An 18,071-nucleotide genomic window follows, 5' to 3' on the forward strand; every position below is an offset into this window, starting at 1 on the left:
TCCAAATGTAAGATAAAGATAAACCGACTTGATGCATTTCAAAAGGATATAGAGCTGTTTGCATGTTTTTTTATTTAGTGCTCAGTTGGGAGGACTAATCTTGCAGTATGAAACATATCGCTATCACCTTTACCCTCTTTGTTTGTTTTTGGTTAAACAGTACCGCACAATTAAAAGAGCGTTCGTTTTCCGGTCATGTTAAAGAGAAAACAACCAACGCAGCAATACCTTTTGCAAGTGTTACCATTTTAAATGAAGCCGGTAAACTACTGGTATCTGGCATTGCCGATGACAAAGGGAAGTTTACTTTAGGCACCACACAACAAGGCAAGCTGAGCATCGAATTCAGTTTTATGGCCTACCACAAAGTAAGTGTAACCATTGAGGCTGATAAGAATAAAGTTGATTTGGGAACTGTTTTAATGGAACCCGATACAAAGATGTTAGACGAAGTCTCTGTTACGGCAGAAAAAGCAGCTGTAAGTTTAAAGTTAGATAAAAAGGTTTTTGAGGTTGGAAAAGATATTCTTTCGCAATCGGGTTCGGTAACCGAATTACTGGCGGGGGTGCCCTCGGTAAGTGTTGCACCCGGTGGTGGCATAAGCCTGCGCGGAAACAGTAGTGTTTTAGTGCTGATTAATGGCAGCCGGTCTGGTTTAACTGCAGGAACGGCGCTTGAACAATTGCCTGCCGACCAGGTAGAAAGGGTAGAAGTTATTGCCAATCCTTCTGCACAATATGATGCTTCGGGCTCGGCAGGGATTATTAATATTGTGCTGAAAAGAAATAAAAAAAGTGGTTTTAACGGGCAGCTTCGGCTGGTGGGCGGCATTCCGAACGATAACCGGATTTCGCCGAGTTTAAATTATAAATCAAATAAATTAAATCTTTTTTCAACCATTGGCTTACGCTTTTCTGATTATGTGGGTTTATATAAAACTAATCAAACCGTGAATCAACAAGGTTTCAACTCTATGCTTAACCAGCGCCAGGATGAAAACCGACATGACGATGGCCGTTTGGTTTATTTCGGGGCCGATTATCAGCCCGATAGTTTAAACACCATCACCATGGCTTACCTGCGCAATGCTACAAAAGACCACGATAAAACCACCCTGGGTTATAATTATTTCAGTTCGGCTCCCGATAGCTCACTGGTACGTACAGGCGAATCGTGGGAAAACAGAAATTACAATCAAGTCGAATTTAACTACACCCGGATCTTTAAAAAGCCTGGTAAAAAATTAACGGTAGATATGCAGTACGATTTTTGGAATAGTGCTAAAAACTGGAATCTTGCCACGAGCAAAATATCGCCATCGGTTGAGCAACGGCCCGAAATAAGGACAAGTAATATTGGTTCGAGCAAAGATTTTGCTGCGCAAAGCGATATGGTTATCCCCCTAAATAGCAAAGCTACCTTAACCTATGGCATTAAAGCCGAAAACCGGAGGGTAAACAGCGATTTCTTGGCAGAAGGAAGAACGGCGAATGGCTGGGCGGTAATTGATAACATTGACAATGGCGTGGGGTACAATGAATTTATTGGAAGTGCTTATTTACAATTCAACAGTAAAATCAGCCATTTTTCTTATCAATTGGGGCTACGTAGCGAATATACCGAAGTGCGTATCGACGATCGGAAAGATGTATATGACAGTAAAAAGGATTATTTAAAACTGTTTCCAACCCTGCATTTGGGTTACGAAATGAGCAAAAGCACTTCGTTGCAGTTGAGTTACAGCAGACGCATTAACCGCCCGGCTTTAAACAACCTTTATCCTTTTAACGAAATAACCGATTACAATTCGAGGTATGTGGGCAATCCCGGTCTTAATCCATCCTATGCCAATGTATTAGAACTGGGTTTGTTAAAACGTATAGGTACGCTTATTATCAATCCATCAGTATATTACCAGCATAACACCGGGGTAATGATCGATTACAATTACCGCGAAAAAGGGCTTTTTATTTCCATGCCCGTTAACATTAAACAAGAAGAACGCTCGGGGGCAGAACTTTCGGTGCTCTATAATCCTTACAAATGGCTGCAAATGAATATGGAATTGAATGCTTATCACTTCAGCCAAGCTGGAATTTATGCTAACCAGGATTTCGCTTTTTCGGGCAATACATATACATCCAGATTAGGTACGCAGGTAAAATTGCCTAGTAAATTTAGTGTGCAGGCCCGTTATAATTTTACCGGTGCAATTAATAACGCACAGAGCAATATGAAAGCAATCCACTCGATCGATATGGGGATTGGTCAGAACTTTTTAAAAGATAAGGCTAGCTTGTTGTTCGATGTGAGCAATCTGTTTAACCTGCGCAAATTTTCTACCACTACAACGGGGCAGGGTTTTAGCATTACTCAGGTAAACAGTCCCAATGCGGCCAGGTATCGCCTCACTTTTGTTTATAGGCTTAATTTAAGCGATGGTCAGGGGATTAGACAGGCCAAGAGCGGGAACAGAAGTTAGGGAGACAGTGTATTTTTTACCACCTAACACATACAAGGTTACTAATGACTAGCCAATAGGCATACAGGCAATTTATTCAACACTTAAGACATATATGTCTGCAATGTTTATTGTTGTTTTAGGACACAGCAATCGATAATGTCATAAAAAGGCAAGTGACGGATTTTTCGTACTTGCCTTTTTTACTTAAGTTATATATAAATTAACTCTGGTGCTCAGGCATACCATTCGGGTCCATCCATATATATTCCCAGTGGTGGCCGTCAAGATCGTCAAAACTATGCTGGTACATAAAGCCATAATCGGTAGCTGGATTAGGTATAGTGGCGCCAGCAGCTACTGCTTTATCTACCATTTCGTTAACCGCATCCTTGCTATCTGCCGATAGGGCAATAGAGCATTCTATTGCTTTGCTGGTATCCACAATTTCTTTGCTGGTAAAAGTTTGGAAAAAGGTTCTGGTGAGCAGCATGACATAAATGGTATCGCTGATGATCATGCAGGTTGCTTTCTCGTCGGTAAACTGTGGATTAAAAGTATAACCCAGTTTGGTGAAAAATTCTACCGATTTGTTAAGGTCGCTAACAGCCAGGTTCACAAAAATTTGAGTTGCCATATTGTTTTCTAATTTGTTTATTCAAAGGTATAATAAAGCCAAATAGGTATTAATGTGTAAAAACGACAAGTTAAGGGGTTAAACGCGACTTATGTGATACCTAACGCATTTGATCTGTCTGGTTAGTACAATTCTCAAAAATTTGCATAAGGCCTTATAATGGTTGTAATTCTTTTTATCTTTAGTTCTGGTTTCCGGTGGCAGCCTTAAATACCAATTCTTTACAAGCTCTAAACCTTAAATATCATTAATTGCTCATGAAACGAATATTGCCTATTTTAATCGTCTTGCTTTCTCTTTCTGCTTTAGCTCAACAGAAATTACCAGTTGTAAAAGCAAGTGTTGGCCAGGCAAAAATTTACGAAGAAAATAACGTTGTATCGAGCTGGTATATCAATCCCAAAATAAAACTAGATGTGTTTACAACAGGTAAATTCATAAAACCGAAAAACATAAAATTCAAAACTGATATTGATTCGATTGTTTTTAATATCAGCCCCGGGCAGAAAAAGGAATTTATTGTTTTGTTAAACGGCAAAGATTCGTGTCGCACCCAAATTACCGCTCCTGAACTAAAAAACTTCAGTAAGGTATCTCCCGAAATTCATGATTCAATACCTTTTTTTGTAAATAAATACAATACGAATTTTTTGCCGGTCGTTTTTAATGGTATTGATTCCCTGTTAATGAATTTTGATTCGGGAGCAAATGATATAGATTTTACCACCGCTGCATTGGCGGGAAAAGTGAAATCGAAACCCAGGCTTTATAACACAGATTATGATATTAAAATAGGAAACCACACTTACAAAAGCAAAATTTATGATATCAAATTAGCTGGAAATGAAGTTGATGGCTTGGTGGGATGGGATATATTCGATGGAATGATTGTAGCGTTAGATTATGATCAGAATAAAATGATGGTGCATTCTACCATGCCAAAACAGATTTTACAGGATAAACAATACACCAAGTTTAAGATCACTTATATCAAAAATAAACCTTTTATAGAAAGTGAAATTTCGCAAGATGGAACCAAAAATAAAAGCCTGTTTTTCTTCGATCTAGGTTACCAGCGCACGGCTATGCTTGATAACGATTTGCTGCGGGAAATGAAGTTCCCAACCGAGAAGATGGAAATTATCAAAAAGGTAATTATGCACGGAATAGGCGGTAATGAGATCCCAGTAACTACTGTAAAACTGCAAAATTTGAAAATTGGTAATTTTGAATTAAAAAATGTTCCCGCTCAGATAATGGAACAAAACAAACCCATGCCCGGTGTTAACGTTCATTACCTTGGAACGGATATTCTGAAAAGATTCAATACGGTTTTTGATTTTCAAAATAATGTGATCTATTTAAAGCCAAACCATCACTATGATGTTGCTTATGCAGACCAAAAGACTTAATATCCTTATTTTAATCGCAAAGATGACGAAGTGAAGGCGCAAAGACACAGCCTTAGATCATTCCGACTCAAGCGTAACGAAATAGAAAGATCTTTTTTCAGTCCATCTATATTTTAACCGCTTTATGCAGCTGTTTTAGATATGTGGTAACATGTACGTATTATCCATTAATCAATAAATTTAATCTGCTTACCAAATAACCCTTCCCAAACTTCTGCTAATCGTTTACCACTATAGCTTAATGGCTTTGGGTGTTGATTCTTACCATAGTTTATAGTAAATCAGCTTCATTTTAGTTCAAGGCCACCAGCGCTTACATCTTAAATAAGTTCTGTTAAGCCGTTTTAAAATTACTACCGCATTTTTAATTTATTGTTTTCTTTACACAAGACCATACTTTGTCTGTTTTTTCTTCAATTTCTTAATAGAAAGTTTAATATTTCATATTGCGTATTAAACATTCTCATAATGTAGTGCTTCTATTTTTGCGCAGCTTATCATTTATAGAACGCTTCATGGAAAAAAACTTACTAATTTTATTCAGGGCCTGCTTTTTGTTTGTGCTATTAACGCATACATCAGGTTTATTTGCCCAACGCACCCAATATAAGGGTATTGTTAAAGATGGAACTCAGGCAATTGTGCCAGGTGTCAGTATTGTGATCAAAGGGAGCACCATGGGCACTTCCAGTGCTGCTGACGGAACTTTCTCTATCTCAGCAGAAAAGGGACAGGTACTTATTATTTCTTCAATAGGCTTTACCACTCAGCAGATTGTGCTAGGAGACCAATCGATAATAAACATCAGTCTGAAAGATGATGCAAATGTACTGTCTGATATAGTTGTTACCGCGCTGGGTATTAAAAAAGAAATCAAAAAAATCGGTTATGCCACACAGGAAGTTAAAGGTGCAGATCTTGTAAAAGCACGCGAGCCAAATGCAATCAACTCATTAGTGGGAAAGGTTGCAGGGTTAACAGTTGGTGGTAATGCCGAAATGCTTGGCCGGCCACAGCTTGTTTTACGCGGAAGTACCGATCTGCTATTTGTGGTTGATGGTGTGCCTGTAAATTCAGATACCTGGAACATTAGTGCTGATGACATTGAAACCTATACCGTTTTAAAAGGCCCGAATGCAGCAGCACTTTATGGATCGAGAGGACAGAATGGCGCAATATTGGTCACAACCAAAAAAGGCGCTAAAGACAGCCGCGGGTTTACCGTTGATTTTAACAGTAGTACCATGATTGAAAGCGGATTTGTGGCTTTGCCCGAAAATCAGACTCAATACGGTTATGGAAATGATTATAAATATGCTTATGGATCTGATCTTTACGATCTGGATGGTAGTTACAGAAGGACAAATATCTGGGGACCAAAGTTCGATGGACAGGGTGTAGCACAGTATAACAGTCCGCTGGATGCCAATGGCAAAAGAACTTTAACACCATGGACGGCCAAAGGCGTAAACAATTTTGAGAATTTTATGCAAACAGGGGTACTATCTACCAATAATGTTTCGGTGGGTGCTTCTGGCGATAAATATGATTTAAGGGCATCGCTTACCCATACCTATCAAAAAGGCATGGCGCCAAATACAAAGCTCAACATCGATAATTTTGCCCTTTCGGCAGGTTATAAATTCAGCGAAAAGTTACGCGTGGATGGAAGTTTGAACTTTAACTCGCAGTATACGCCCAATATTCCAGATGTTTCGTACGGCCCCAACAGCTATGTGTACCAGTTTAAGGTGTATGGTTCGGCCAGCTGGGATGTTGCAGAAGTTGAAGATTATTGGGGTGGAGAGCGTGGTAGAAAAGGACTTGTTCAGAACTTTGTTGAATATGGAAGACATAATAACCCTTATTTTACCGCTTACGAATGGCTGCACAGCCATAATAAAACCGATATAAATGGTTATGCGAAACTGAGCTATAAGGTTGATGAGCATTTAAATTTTCTTGCCCGTACCCAAATTACCACATGGAACCAGTTGAGGACAGAAAAAGTACCGCCATCAACCAATTTAAACCAGTACGTTAATGATTATGAGTTTAATAAAACCGGTGGTATATATAATATCTGGTATGGTGATTATCGCGAAGATCAGCGTCGTTTATTAGAGCACAACCACGATGTACTGGCAAATTACAATAATAAAATAGGCGATTGGCTTGACCTTGGCCTATCAGTGGGGGGAAACCTGAGAACTTTCGAATATAACTCTAACTGGGAAACAACTTTTGCCATGAATATTCCCAACGTTTACAATTTTGCCAACTCCAAAGGGCCTATCAAAGGTTATACATTTGGTTCAAAAATGCAGGTGTACAGTGGTTACTACTCGCTGGATCTAGGAATTAAAAACTGGTTAAACATTAATACCACTGGTCGTGTAGATGATCTTTCTACGCTTCCAAAAGGACAGAGTACCTTCTTTTACCCATCTGTTTCATTAAGCAGTGTAATTTCTGATTATGCCAAGCTACCTTCTTTTATGTCCTTTTTAAAAGTAAGGGCTTCATTTGCTGATGTAAAAGGTGCATTAACCAACCCAACAATTGGTACAGCTTATCAGGCCTTAACAGGAAATACCGTAGGCTCATTATTAGGTGGTGGACTTTATGGTGGTTATGGAACCGAACTGATCTCATCTTACGATGGACCATCATACGATAACCAGAATTCTTACAGTTCAACTACCTATTATAACAATACACCATCGGTAGATTATTCTAAAAATATTGCAAACCCATCTATCAAACCGTTTAACGTAAAATCTTACGAAGCAGGTGTTGATGTTAAATTCTTAAAAAACAGATTGGGTGCCGAATTCACTTATTTTACTTCGGTAAACGGCCCGCTTATTTATCAATTGGCTTTGGCGCCCTCTACCAGTTATGCTACAAGGAGTGTAAATGCCATTACCTCGCAAAAGAAAGGTTGGGAGCTTTCGGTTAACGGAACACCTGTTAAAACAGCAGGTGGTTTTTCTTGGGATATAATGGCTAATGTATCTACTTACAAAGAAACCTTAAAAGAAATTTTTGGGGGTGTAGATGCTTTGCCAATTAACGGTCATAATTATAAAGTTGGCGAACGTTTAGATGCCTTTTATGGCCGTGCTTATGTGCGTTCCCCAGATGGGCAGGTAATCCACGATGCAAGTGGTTTGCCTTTAGCACAACAGGCAGGTATTAACAACAACCAGCTTTTAGGTTATGCCAACCCTGATTTTGTATTTGGCTTAAACAACAGGTTCACCTATAAAAATTTAAGCTTTAGTTTCCAGTTGGATGGGCGCTCGGGCGGAAAAATATTCGATTATGTGTATGCACAGATGATGAATGCTGGTAACGCCATTGAATTGGTAGAAGGCCAGTATGGCGATGCCCGTTTAAAAGAGTGGCAGAGCACAAACGGTGGGGTAGTCAATGCTACTGCAGCCATGGTTGGAAGCGGTGTGGTAATTACATCGGGTACACCTCATTATACCAACGGAAAAATAGATAACTATAACGAATTAACTTTTGCCCCGAACACAAAAGCGGTAACCTTAAGAAGTTATATCCAGAATGGTGTTTATGGGCAATTCGATGAGCCATTTATGGTTAACCGTTCTTATATAAAACTGCGTGAAGTGGTAATCGGTTATTCTTTATCGAAAAAATGGCTTGAAAAATCGTTCATCCGTTCAGCTTCATTCTCACTGGTAGGCAGAAACCTGCTTTACTTCGCAGAACGTAAAGATATCGATCTTGATCAGTATGCTTCAGGGTTTAATTTAACCAATAGAAGTTTGGGTGGAAAGCAATCGGATTTACAGAGTTCTACTGCCCGTCGTTACGGTTTTAATATTAACATAGGCTTCTAATGCTCAAAACTTTAAAATATGAAATCTAATATATTCAAAATATCAGCTTTGGCCTTGCTGCTTGTTGGCACATTCGGCTGTCAAAAAGGAGATTTATTGCCAAACCCAAATGTTGCAAATGAAAACTCTACCATTCCAGCTTCATTATTATTAAACCACATTACCTGGAGTTTTTATAAAGGTGGGGGTTTTGTTGATAAGGCTGCAAATGCCGTTGAGGAAGATCCATTTGGGCAGGTAATGCGTTGGAACCAGTTTACAACTTCTTCTAACGCGTATTACCGCGGGGCAAATGCCTATGCATTTAGCAATACCGCCACTACTTACGATATTATAAGGTACGTATCTAAAATGGAAAGTCAGGCAGCTGCACAGTTTAATTCAGCAAATACCATATATGCCGCTCTTGGAAAATTCTTTAGGGCCTATAGTTTTATCTGGCTTACACAAAGGCTTGGTGATATTCCGATGACGGAAGCGGGTAATACAAACATCTTCCAACCAAAGTTTGATACCCAGCACGATGTTTATAAAAATTCTTTGCAGTTATTGGAAGATGCAAATAACATTATGTCTACATTGATAACACCCTTAAATTCTTCTACAGCAGTAGGTGGAGACATTTTCGGACTCACCTACCTGCAATGGCAAAAGGTAATAAACGCTTATAAACTTAGGGTATTGATTTCGTTGAGCAAAAGAGCCGATGATAATGCTGATCTGAATATCAAAACACAGTTTGCGGCCATCATCGCAAATCCTGCAAAATACCCAATTCTAAGTGGAAATACAGATAACCTCACTTTCAAATTCAATGCTACTGTAAATAAGTATATCTATAATCCTGATGAAACTTACAACCTTTTTGGTAACGTCAGTAAAACCTATCTGGATATTGCCACCGCCAACAAAGATCCGAGAACTTTCATCGTAGCTACACCTGCACCGGCCCAGATTACCGCTGGTAAAACCGTATCTGATTTCTCTGCCTATGTAGGTTCTGATATTTCACTTACGCAGGCAGGCTTAACGGCAAATGATGCTTTGGGGATGTATTCTTATGTTAATTTTAAAAGGTATTATGCATCTTTTGTAGGGCCGGAGCCCCTAATTTTGATTGGTTATCCAGAAATGTGTTTCAATATTGCCGAAGCCATTAACAGGGGTTGGTTAACAGGGTCTGCCTCTACATGGTACAACAACGGAATCAATGCCTCATTAAGTTTTTATGGAGTTGTTAATGGCCAGACCTATACAATTGGTAACCGCGAAGGCTTAACCCTTGGAACCGTTACCTTAAACACAACTGATTTTCTGAACAATAACAATGTAGTATACAAAGGCGATAATGCTGCCGGATTAACGCAGATCCTTCAACAAAAATATGTCGCTTTTTGGCAAAACTCGGGTTGGGAAGCATTTTACAACTGGAGAAGAACCGGTGTGCCTGCATTTTCAAACAACGGTCCCGGCATCAATCCTTCTCAAAAAATCCCTGTTCGTTGGCAATACCCTGTTGATGAGCAAAACAATAACAATGCAAACTACAAAGCAGCAATTGCCAGCCAATATGGAGGCAATGATGATGTAAACCAACTGATGTGGTTGCTTAAGTAATATATAATAATAAAGTTTAAGATAAGGAGCATCCTTGAAAAGAGATGCTCTTTATTTATCATTTAAATAAAGAGAAATGAAAAAGAACATGATCCTGTTTTTAAGCCTGATATTCAGCGCGCAGTTTACTTTTGCAGCGGTTATTGATAGTACGAGGGCTGTTGCGGTTAAAGGTGCTACAAATTTTAGAGATCTGGGTGGCTACGCAACCAGGCAGGGCACCCACGTAAAGTGGGGGAAAATTTACCGATCTGGAGAAATCAGTAAGCTTACTGATGCAGATCTCTTACTCCTTGATCAAAAACACATTCGCTCTGTAGTCGATTTTAGAGGTAATGATGAAGTGGCAAAGGCAAAAGACCGTTTGCCTAAAGATGCAGCTTACCTGCAATTGCCAGCTGGAAGCGAAAACCTGGGCAGTTGGATGATGCAGATAGCTAAGTTAAATTCAGCCGATTCTCTGATGGAATCTTTTTATGGTCAAACCGCACATCTGAAAGATAAATATCAGCCATTTTTTAAAGCCCTGCTCAAACAGCCTGATTCGTCAGCACTGCTTTTTCACTGTACGGCAGGAAAGGATAGAACGGGTATAGGGGCAGCTTTGTTACTGTATGCTTTAGGAGTTCCGGAAGAAACCATTTTAGAAGATTATTTATTGAGCAACGAATTCCGTAAAGAAGAAAACGAAAAAATGATAAAAGGTATGGTGCAAATGGGTATTAAAGAGCAGGTAGCCAAAGATCTTGCCAGTGTAAAGAAAGAATACCTCATGGCCACTTACAATGCTATTATTTCAAAATATGGAAGCGTTGATGATTTTTTGAAGACTGAAATGGAGCTTAATGATAACGATCTAAAAGAATTGCGCAAAAAATACACAAACTAGTATGCTTCAATACAATTACCAAAAAGGAGAATGTGCTAAAACCATTCTCCTTTTTGCATTACCTATTAATCAATAAATTGAATCTGTTGTACTAAATAAGCCTTCCCAAACTTCTGCTGATCATGTACCACTGTAGCTTTAATGGCCTTCCATTTTGGTCGTTGTCCTTTTTGCCAGTTTGCACGGATTTCCTGTGCATTTTGCCAGATTTCTTCAAGCTCGTTCTGAACGGTACTATTTGCATAAGTGAGCTGTAACTTATCTGGAATCATATAATAATCGGTTCCTGTTTTGCTTAACCTAATATTTGGTCCGCCAACAACGTAGTTAGTAATGAGTTGCACAGTGAAAGATTCACTTCCTCTATATTGTTCTTTACTAATTATCTTTTCGAAAATAAAGTAATATTCAGGCCCGTCTTGAAGTGGCTCTTTATCGCGGTTGAACCTGGCTTTAACCCGGTAAGTATAACCAGGTTCCCTTTGATCAAAACCCCAAAGCGAAGCACCCGCATCTACATTGCCGGGCAACTTTAAAAGTACATCATTATCTGCGGCATAGCGAGGGCTTACCAGCAATTCAACTTCCTGCCCGTTTTTTAGGTTCAGCGGACCATATCTTTCCGATTTTTTACAAGAAACAAGAGCAAAGGCTACAAAAAGAAAAAGTATGTTTTTCATAGGTGGGTGGTTTTTAGACTAATAGTTCTGATATAAAACGTAATAATACCAATAAGCGCTACACCATATGGATCATTTTGTGCGATCATTTATTCCTGTTTTTAAGTGCCGGTTTTTGACGATGGTTAATCCTTAAGCGAGATCTGAAATTTTTGTTCCGCCTGGTTTCTGAAAATGACAATTTCAACATGTCCTTTCCAACGAACTTCGCTATAAATCTTTAGCAGTTCGGCAACAGATTTTATTTCATTATTATCCAAACCTATAACAACATCACCTTTCTTTAATCCATTTTTTTCTGCAATTAATCCTTTGGTTAATTGAGTAAGTAAAGCGCCATTATTGTCTGGCAGCCCGGCGGCAGATCTTTCGCCCAAACTTTCGATGTTTTTAAAGCTGGCACCTAACCATTCGGCAGTTATCGTTTTTTTACGGTTTAAGTTGTTACTTAAAGGTTTTATTGGAGGTGATGCGGCCAGTTTTTTTAATCGTACATCTGTTACGCCAAAGTTCATATCAAAGTCTTTAAAACCGGTTTTTAAAGCTGCTGAAGTTTTTTTAAGGTGATAATTGCCGGTATTTTCGTCAACAAAAGCTACCTCACCAGTTATGCTGTTGGCATCTATGTTTAATTTTTGCGTTTTGCTTAGTGCATCTTTACTTAAAAAGAAATTATGGTCAACCGCTCTTCCCCAGTTTTCCATCTGTATGGGGGCGTATGCTGCACTTAAAATATTATTTTTAAAAACATCACCACTTTCTTTTAGCCATACATGTGGGTGAAAGGTATTGTTGATGATAATGTTATTATATACGTTGCGGTGGTAGCCTTCACGGAGTTTTAATCCTCCACTTAAGCATATGTTATTAAAAATCTGGTAATTGGTGCTTCCATCATCCAGGTCGATATCCCAGCCATGGTCGCACTGGAAACGGTTATTACGTAAAACAATTGGACTAATCACATCCAGAAGTTCTATGCCCGGCTTTGCGGCAACAATACTATCTATAAGATTTCTCTCAGGTCTCCAATAACGGTCTCTGCCCCATGAATTAAAAGCGCCATGATCTCCCGTTTCTAGTACGGTATCAAAAACATCATTAAATTCGATTAAATGCCCGCCCCATGTACCCTCACTAATATTAATACCTGCCCTTGGTAGATGGTAAATGGTATTGTGACTAACTAGGATGCCTGATGACATGGAAATTTGAATTCCTGCAGATTGTTTTTCGATCTGGCCGGTATGATGAATCAGATTATTTATTGCCTGGCAATGTTGCGGATAATCGGCACTTTTTGGCCCGCGTTGCATATCCATTTCAGTATACGGCACAAAATTTTCGTACCTGAAAGAAGGTGAACGTACCGCACTGGGATTACCAACAAATGCAATTCCATTTGCCCCAATGTTATAAATATGATTGTTGCTGATACGATCTTCCTTGTTGTAATTACTTAGAAAAATAGCACTTCCGCCTAAGTCATAAAAGTTACAGTTTTTAATGACGCAAGATTCACTACCATCTAACAATATTGCTGCCCCGCGGTATATGGCCCAATCGCTTCTTAAAAGAGGCTCCTTTACCTGCATAAAACTTCGTGCTGTTTGTATAAAATCGATGCCTGTTATGGTTATGTTTTTAATAGGATTTGCTAATGTTCCTTTAATATGTAATATGTCGCTAACCATGGTAAAGGCAAAATCGGCTGTTTGCAGGTTACTTCCCGTAGGGGGGATCAGGTATAGCATCTCCTCTTTTTGATTATAATACCATTCGCCCGGATGATCGAGTTCTTCGAAAATATTCTCCACATAACGGTATTTTGCGTGCATTTTAGCAGGACGGTTGTTCTGCCAGCCACCTTCGTAAAGCAGTTTTCCTGTGCTATCTTTTCCGGTAATGAGGTAATGGAAATCGCCCCACTCGCCTTGGTGTAAGGCATGTATATAGCCACCCGCAGGATCGAGCCATTTTTTTGCGCGCTCGGCAGAAATCGCATCTGCTGCAGTTCCGTTAAATACCCGGGCCGTGGCATCGAAATCAGGGTACCTCGCCATCGGTAATTTTTTGCCATTCATAAATAGCTCATCAGGGGCTTGAGCCAGCTTCATTTTGGCCGATAGAATGTTGTTTTTATAGGGTTTCCAGGAAAGTTTAAAATGCTGAGATCCGGAAATGACTACTTTTTGGTTTGCCTTAGCTCTAATCGTAAGCGACTGGAAATGAAATTTTTCTGAAGTAATTTCAACCGTTTTATCTACCGGATAGGTGCCGCCACTAAGCTCGATAATTACTTTTTTGTTTTTATGTGCCATAGCTTTTGCTATACCTGTAGCAAAGGTTTTTACAGGTTGATAAACAGAGCCCGGATTTTTGTCATTCCCTTTAGGCGAGATAAAAATAGTTTGCGCCTTACAAAGGCTAAATGCGAATAAAATAGTAACAACTAATGAAAATTGTTTTATCATTTTCTGAGATTTTGAGGTGTTAAGATCTGCTTCTGTAAAGCCTAGAGAATTTGAATGAATGTTTGGCAAGATAGCTTTGAACCATCTGTTTATGACAAAAATTAGTAATTAAAGCTCTATATCTTAGTGTATTGCAATTAAACAATAACTATTTAATATAAATTTAATCTTTTTGGTAAATCGTTCTTAAATATTGTCGTATTAAACTTGCCAGAATCAATTCCTTCTTAAATTTTCCATTCTGTAACCACCAAGCGCACAAAGACAATTTTTTTTTGCACTATAGACCCCAGCCCTCCGACTTCCGGTTACAGGGTAAAAAACACTCATCCCCCAAAAACCTACGCTCCTGTACTTTATCTTTTTTCTTAAAATTAGTTTTCGTTGCTTTGTTTTACTCAGAAAATTTTGGAAAAGAAACCCTATATATCGCTTTATTGGAAATGCCAGCTAATTGGTTGGTCGATAGCTGCTTTGTATTGGACATTTCAAGGTTGGACTGCTGCGGGTAATTTTAGATTCGATCTGGCTGTTGTTCAGTTTGTTTCAGATGTGGCGATGTATATTCTGCTTACACATTTGTACCGTAATTTTGCTAATAAAAACAATTGGCAAGATTTGGCGATTGAGAAGCTGATCTGGCGAATGTTGGTTGTTATTCCGGTGATGGGTTTTTTTTATACCTTGGTTACCATTAGTAAATTGTATCTGGTAAGGCAGCTGTTTCTAAGCCATCCACCACAGCCATTTACCAGTTTTTTTAGTGTAAATACGGCGAGTATTTTTATGGCCGGTATCCGCTTAATGGCCATATGGCTTTTAGCCTATCATCTTTATCACTACGCGAAAAGAGAAGTCAGGTTATCGGTAGAAAATGCCAGATTGGAGCTTAGTTTTAAACAATCGCAACTAGACAACCTTTCGGCTCAATTAAACCCTCATTTTTTATTCAACGCGCTCAATAACATAAAATCTTTAGTGTATACCCGCCCCGATGCTGCAGCTAGGGCAATCGATCTATTAAGCGAATTGTTGCGTAGTGGATTATATAAAGGCAACGCTATGCTCATTAGGTTAAATGAAGAATTAGATTTGGTGAGAGATTACCTGGAACTGGAGGGTTTGAGAATGGAAGAAAGATTACAGTATGAGTTAGATATCGATATTTCGCTCTCCGGAGTGATGGTGCCACGCCTATGCGTTCAAACATTGGTCGAAAATGCGGTAAAACATGGGGTTGCATTAGAGAAACAAGGTGGGAAGATTAATATAGTAATTAAAGAGCAGGATGGATTGGTAAGTATCCGTGTTTTAAATCCTGGTAAATTGGAGCAAGATAAAAGGGCTGCAGGAATCGGGCTCCAAAATCTGAAAGAACGGCTCGATCTCGGTTACCATCGCCAAGCAGCTTTCAGTCTTTATGAAATGGATCAGCAGGTTTGTGCCGAAATTAAAATCCCGATCAGATGAATAACATTAGGACACTAATCATTGACGATGAACGTGGCGCAAGGCAGGAACTGGTCAGAATGCTGAAAAGCTACCCACAGATTATTGTATTGGGTGAGGCTGCCAATGCCGATGAAGCTGAACAGCTTATCGAACTTTTAAAGCCCGACCTGATTTTTTTGGATATACAGATGCCCGGTCGTTCGGGTTTCGACCTGTTGGAAAATTTGTTACATGTGCCACAGGTGATTTTTGTAACCGCTTTCGATAACTATGCGGTGCAGGCTTTTGAAGTAAGCGCGATGGATTACCTGATGAAACCTGTACGGGAAGAACGCTTTAAAAGTGCAATGGATAAAGCCATAGAAAAGATCGTTACGAATGATGGCGCAACTGTTTTTATAAAGGACAGGGGCAAACATCACCTTATAAAATGGAAAGATGTGCATTTAATTGAGTCGGTAGAGAATTACGCACGACTCTTTTTCGGCGAGGAGCAGGTATTGCTTAAAACCTCGTTAAATAAACTAGAAGAAAACCCCAATTGCCAAAGATTTTTTAGGGCCAGCAGAAGTATATTATTTAACATTGATTATATCAGTTTGGTGAAAAAGGATGATAATGGCACCTTGGTAGAACTTAAAACAGGAGAATCGATCCGGATATCAGAACGTCAGGCTATTAAATTCCGGAACCTGATTAAACTATAAAAGATTAAATTTTTAATTATGAAAATAAACTTGGTAAAACTGGGTGTGGCTGCGCTATGCCTCGTAATGGGCATTGAAACTTTTGCACAGCAAAAACTAACCTTGCCCGATACTACTAATTATATCATCAACGATAGTGTGATGATTAAAACAAAATATGGCATTACTTTATCCGCTGTAGTGGTCAGGAAAAAAGGTGTGCGACAGAAATTACCTGCTGCATTATTTTATTTTATCTACTCAAATACCAACAGAAGCCTGATGGAAGCCAAATATGCTGCCGATCATGGTTATGTAGGCATTGTTGCCGATGCTAGGGGAAAAAGACTCAGCCCTGATAGGCCAGCGCCTTACGAACATGAAACCAAAGATGTAAATGCAGTGATCGATTGGATTATTGAACAATCATGGAGCGATGGCAGGGTGGGGATGTATGGTGGAAGTTATTCAGGATTTGCACAATGGGCAGCAGCTAAACACCTGCATCCAGCACTCAAAACCATTGTGCCCTATGTTGCAGCTATTCCGGGGCTTGGTTTGCCCATGGAAAATAATGTTTTTTTAACTGCCAATTACCAATGGGCCTTTTATATTACCAATAATAAATATACCGATGACGCGGTAAATAATGACAATGCGCGCTGGCGCAACATGAAGTTTAATTGGTGGTATAGTGGGGCAGCTTACAACAAAATTGACAGCATTGATGGCACACCAAATCCATTATTACAGAAGTGGCTTAGTCACCCAGATTACGATGCCTATTGGCAATCGATGGTGCCCTATGGACGCGATTTTAAACACATTAATATTCCGGTACTCAGCATTACCGGCTATTATGATGATGGGCAGGTTTCGGCATTAGAATACCTGCGCGAACATTATAAGTATAATCCATCGGCCGAACATTATTTAATTATAGGCCCATATGATCATTTTGGATCGCAGATAGGTGGAGTAGCCAAGCTGAAGGGCTATGAGGTAGATTCAATTGCACTAATCAATACCCGCGAAATCACTTTCCAATGGCTCGATTATATCCTCAAAGGCGGAAATAAACCCACATTGTTAAAAGATAAGATCAATTTTGAAGTAATGGGCGCAAATAAGTGGAAACATGTTTCTTCATTGGCAAAGATGGAAGACTATCGTATCCGGTTTTATTTGGATAGTACAGTGAATGGAACGATGCTGTTAGAGCAAAAGCCAGATACAGAGGTTTTTATGAGCCAACAGGTTGATCTGGCAGACAGAACTAAGTTCTACAATGATTATTATCCCGATCCGATCATCAAAAAAGAAATTGACAGATCCAATGGACTCTTTTTTATCACGAAGCCATTTAATCAGCCTGTTTCTGTATCGGGGGCGCTAGAGGGACGGCTTAAAGCCATCATCAACAAAAAGGATATGGATGTAGGTTTGGTTCTGTATGAAGTTACCCCCTCTGGCGAGTATTTTCAGCTCTCTTATTATTTAGGAAAGGCCAGTTATGCATACGATATGAGCAGAAGGCACTTGCTTAAACCTGGGAAATTAGAAACCATACCTTTTTATAGATCGAGAGTATTCAGCAAGCAGCTGCAAAAAGGGAGTAGATTACTTTTAGTGCTCAATATTGATAAAAATCCTTTCGCGCAGATTAATTATGGGACTGGTAAGGATGTGAGTAAAGAAACCATAAAAGATGCAGGCACTCCACTCAAAATTAAATGGTCTACACAGAGTTTTATCGATCTTGGTTTTTCAGTAGGTGCAAAAAGTTTGTTTTAAATAAATACTATTGCTCATTATCAATATACACTTAGGCTTGGATTTGCGTTTCAGGCCTAAGTATTTTGTGTTTTTCCATCGTTTAATTCTTGC

Annotated in this window: 11 protein-coding genes; 8 read left to right on the plus strand and 3 right to left on the minus strand. The window is 39.2% G+C overall.

Going from position 1 to position 18,071, the window contains the following annotated elements:
* Positions 1–107: 107 nt before the first annotated feature.
* Positions 108–2,483, plus strand: a complete 2,376-nt coding sequence (locus HDC90_RS15705) for an outer membrane beta-barrel protein (RefSeq protein ID WP_184467994.1) — start codon at positions 108–110, stop codon at positions 2,481–2,483.
* 202 nt (positions 2,484–2,685) lie between these two features.
* Here HDC90_RS15705 and HDC90_RS15710 read toward each other — a convergent pair whose 3' ends face one another.
* Complete coding sequence (locus HDC90_RS15710; protein ID WP_184467996.1) at positions 2,686–3,099, minus strand: VOC family protein; 414 nt, start codon at positions 3,097–3,099, stop codon at positions 2,686–2,688.
* A gap of 257 nt (positions 3,100–3,356) precedes the next feature.
* Here HDC90_RS15710 and HDC90_RS15715 point away from each other — a divergent pair, with 257 nt between their 5' ends.
* The 4 genes from HDC90_RS15715 to HDC90_RS15730 all read left to right on the plus strand — a co-directional run bounded on the left by HDC90_RS15715 (position 3,357) and on the right by HDC90_RS15730 (position 10,892).
* Positions 3,357–4,511, plus strand: coding sequence for an aspartyl protease family protein (locus HDC90_RS15715; protein WP_184467998.1), 1,155 nt, complete (start codon positions 3,357–3,359; stop codon positions 4,509–4,511).
* A gap of 515 nt (positions 4,512–5,026) precedes the next feature.
* Positions 5,027–8,386, plus strand: coding sequence for a SusC/RagA family TonB-linked outer membrane protein (locus HDC90_RS15720; RefSeq protein ID WP_184468000.1), 3,360 nt, complete (start codon positions 5,027–5,029; stop codon positions 8,384–8,386).
* Positions 8,387–8,404: 18 nt separating this feature from the next.
* On the plus strand, positions 8,405–10,003 hold the full coding sequence (locus HDC90_RS15725; RefSeq protein ID WP_184468002.1) for a SusD/RagB family nutrient-binding outer membrane lipoprotein: 1,599 nt from the start codon (positions 8,405–8,407) through the stop codon (positions 10,001–10,003).
* A gap of 76 nt (positions 10,004–10,079) precedes the next feature.
* On the plus strand, positions 10,080–10,892 hold the full coding sequence (locus tag HDC90_RS15730) for a tyrosine-protein phosphatase (RefSeq protein ID WP_184468004.1): 813 nt from the start codon (positions 10,080–10,082) through the stop codon (positions 10,890–10,892).
* A 65-nt stretch (positions 10,893–10,957) separates the two neighbouring features.
* Here HDC90_RS15730 and HDC90_RS15735 read toward each other — a convergent pair whose 3' ends face one another.
* Both HDC90_RS15735 and HDC90_RS15740 read right to left on the minus strand, forming a co-directional pair.
* Positions 10,958–11,572, minus strand: a complete 615-nt coding sequence (locus HDC90_RS15735; protein ID WP_184468006.1) for a hypothetical protein — start codon at positions 11,570–11,572, stop codon at positions 10,958–10,960.
* A gap of 125 nt (positions 11,573–11,697) precedes the next feature.
* On the minus strand, positions 11,698–14,046 hold the full coding sequence (locus HDC90_RS15740; RefSeq protein WP_184468008.1) for a PDZ domain-containing protein: 2,349 nt from the start codon (positions 14,044–14,046) through the stop codon (positions 11,698–11,700).
* 408 nt (positions 14,047–14,454) lie between these two features.
* Between HDC90_RS15740 and HDC90_RS15745 the strand changes: the two genes are divergently transcribed.
* From HDC90_RS15745 to HDC90_RS15755, 3 genes are read left to right on the plus strand one after another with little or no spacing between them, the layout of a single operon-like run.
* Positions 14,455–15,516 (plus strand): sensor histidine kinase, encoded by a 1,062-nt coding sequence (locus HDC90_RS15745; RefSeq protein ID WP_184468010.1) that lies wholly within the window; start codon positions 14,455–14,457, stop codon positions 15,514–15,516.
* Positions 15,513–16,205, plus strand: a complete 693-nt coding sequence (locus HDC90_RS15750) for a LytTR family DNA-binding domain-containing protein (protein ID WP_184468012.1) — start codon at positions 15,513–15,515, stop codon at positions 16,203–16,205. The genes HDC90_RS15745 and HDC90_RS15750 overlap by 4 nt, the downstream gene beginning before the upstream one ends.
* Positions 16,206–16,223: 18 nt before the next feature.
* Complete coding sequence (locus tag HDC90_RS15755; protein WP_221451874.1) at positions 16,224–17,978, plus strand: CocE/NonD family hydrolase; 1,755 nt, start codon at positions 16,224–16,226, stop codon at positions 17,976–17,978.
* Positions 17,979–18,071: the final 93 nt, after the last annotated feature.

It is taken from the genome of Pedobacter sp. AK013 (genome assembly GCF_014205835.1).
Classification (GTDB): Bacteria; Bacteroidota; Bacteroidia; order Sphingobacteriales; family Sphingobacteriaceae; genus Pedobacter.

Coding starts and splice junctions, on each gene's coding strand:
- HDC90_RS15705 (WP_184467994.1), top strand. CDS start 108: ATGAAACATATCGCTATCACCTTTACCCTCTTTGTTTGTTTTTGGTTA.
- HDC90_RS15710 (WP_184467996.1), bottom strand. CDS start 3,099: ATGGCAACTCAAATTTTTGTGAACCTGGCTGTTAGCGACCTTAACAAA.
- HDC90_RS15715 (WP_184467998.1), top strand. CDS start 3,357: ATGAAACGAATATTGCCTATTTTAATCGTCTTGCTTTCTCTTTCTGCT.
- HDC90_RS15720 (WP_184468000.1), top strand. CDS start 5,027: ATGGAAAAAAACTTACTAATTTTATTCAGGGCCTGCTTTTTGTTTGTG.
- HDC90_RS15725 (WP_184468002.1), top strand. CDS start 8,405: ATGAAATCTAATATATTCAAAATATCAGCTTTGGCCTTGCTGCTTGTT.
- HDC90_RS15730 (WP_184468004.1), top strand. CDS start 10,080: ATGAAAAAGAACATGATCCTGTTTTTAAGCCTGATATTCAGCGCGCAG.
- HDC90_RS15735 (WP_184468006.1), bottom strand. CDS start 11,572: ATGAAAAACATACTTTTTCTTTTTGTAGCCTTTGCTCTTGTTTCTTGT.
- HDC90_RS15740 (WP_184468008.1), bottom strand. CDS start 14,046: ATGATAAAACAATTTTCATTAGTTGTTACTATTTTATTCGCATTTAGC.
- HDC90_RS15750 (WP_184468012.1), top strand. CDS start 15,513: ATGAATAACATTAGGACACTAATCATTGACGATGAACGTGGCGCAAGG.
- HDC90_RS15755 (WP_221451874.1), top strand. CDS start 16,224: ATGAAAATAAACTTGGTAAAACTGGGTGTGGCTGCGCTATGCCTCGTA.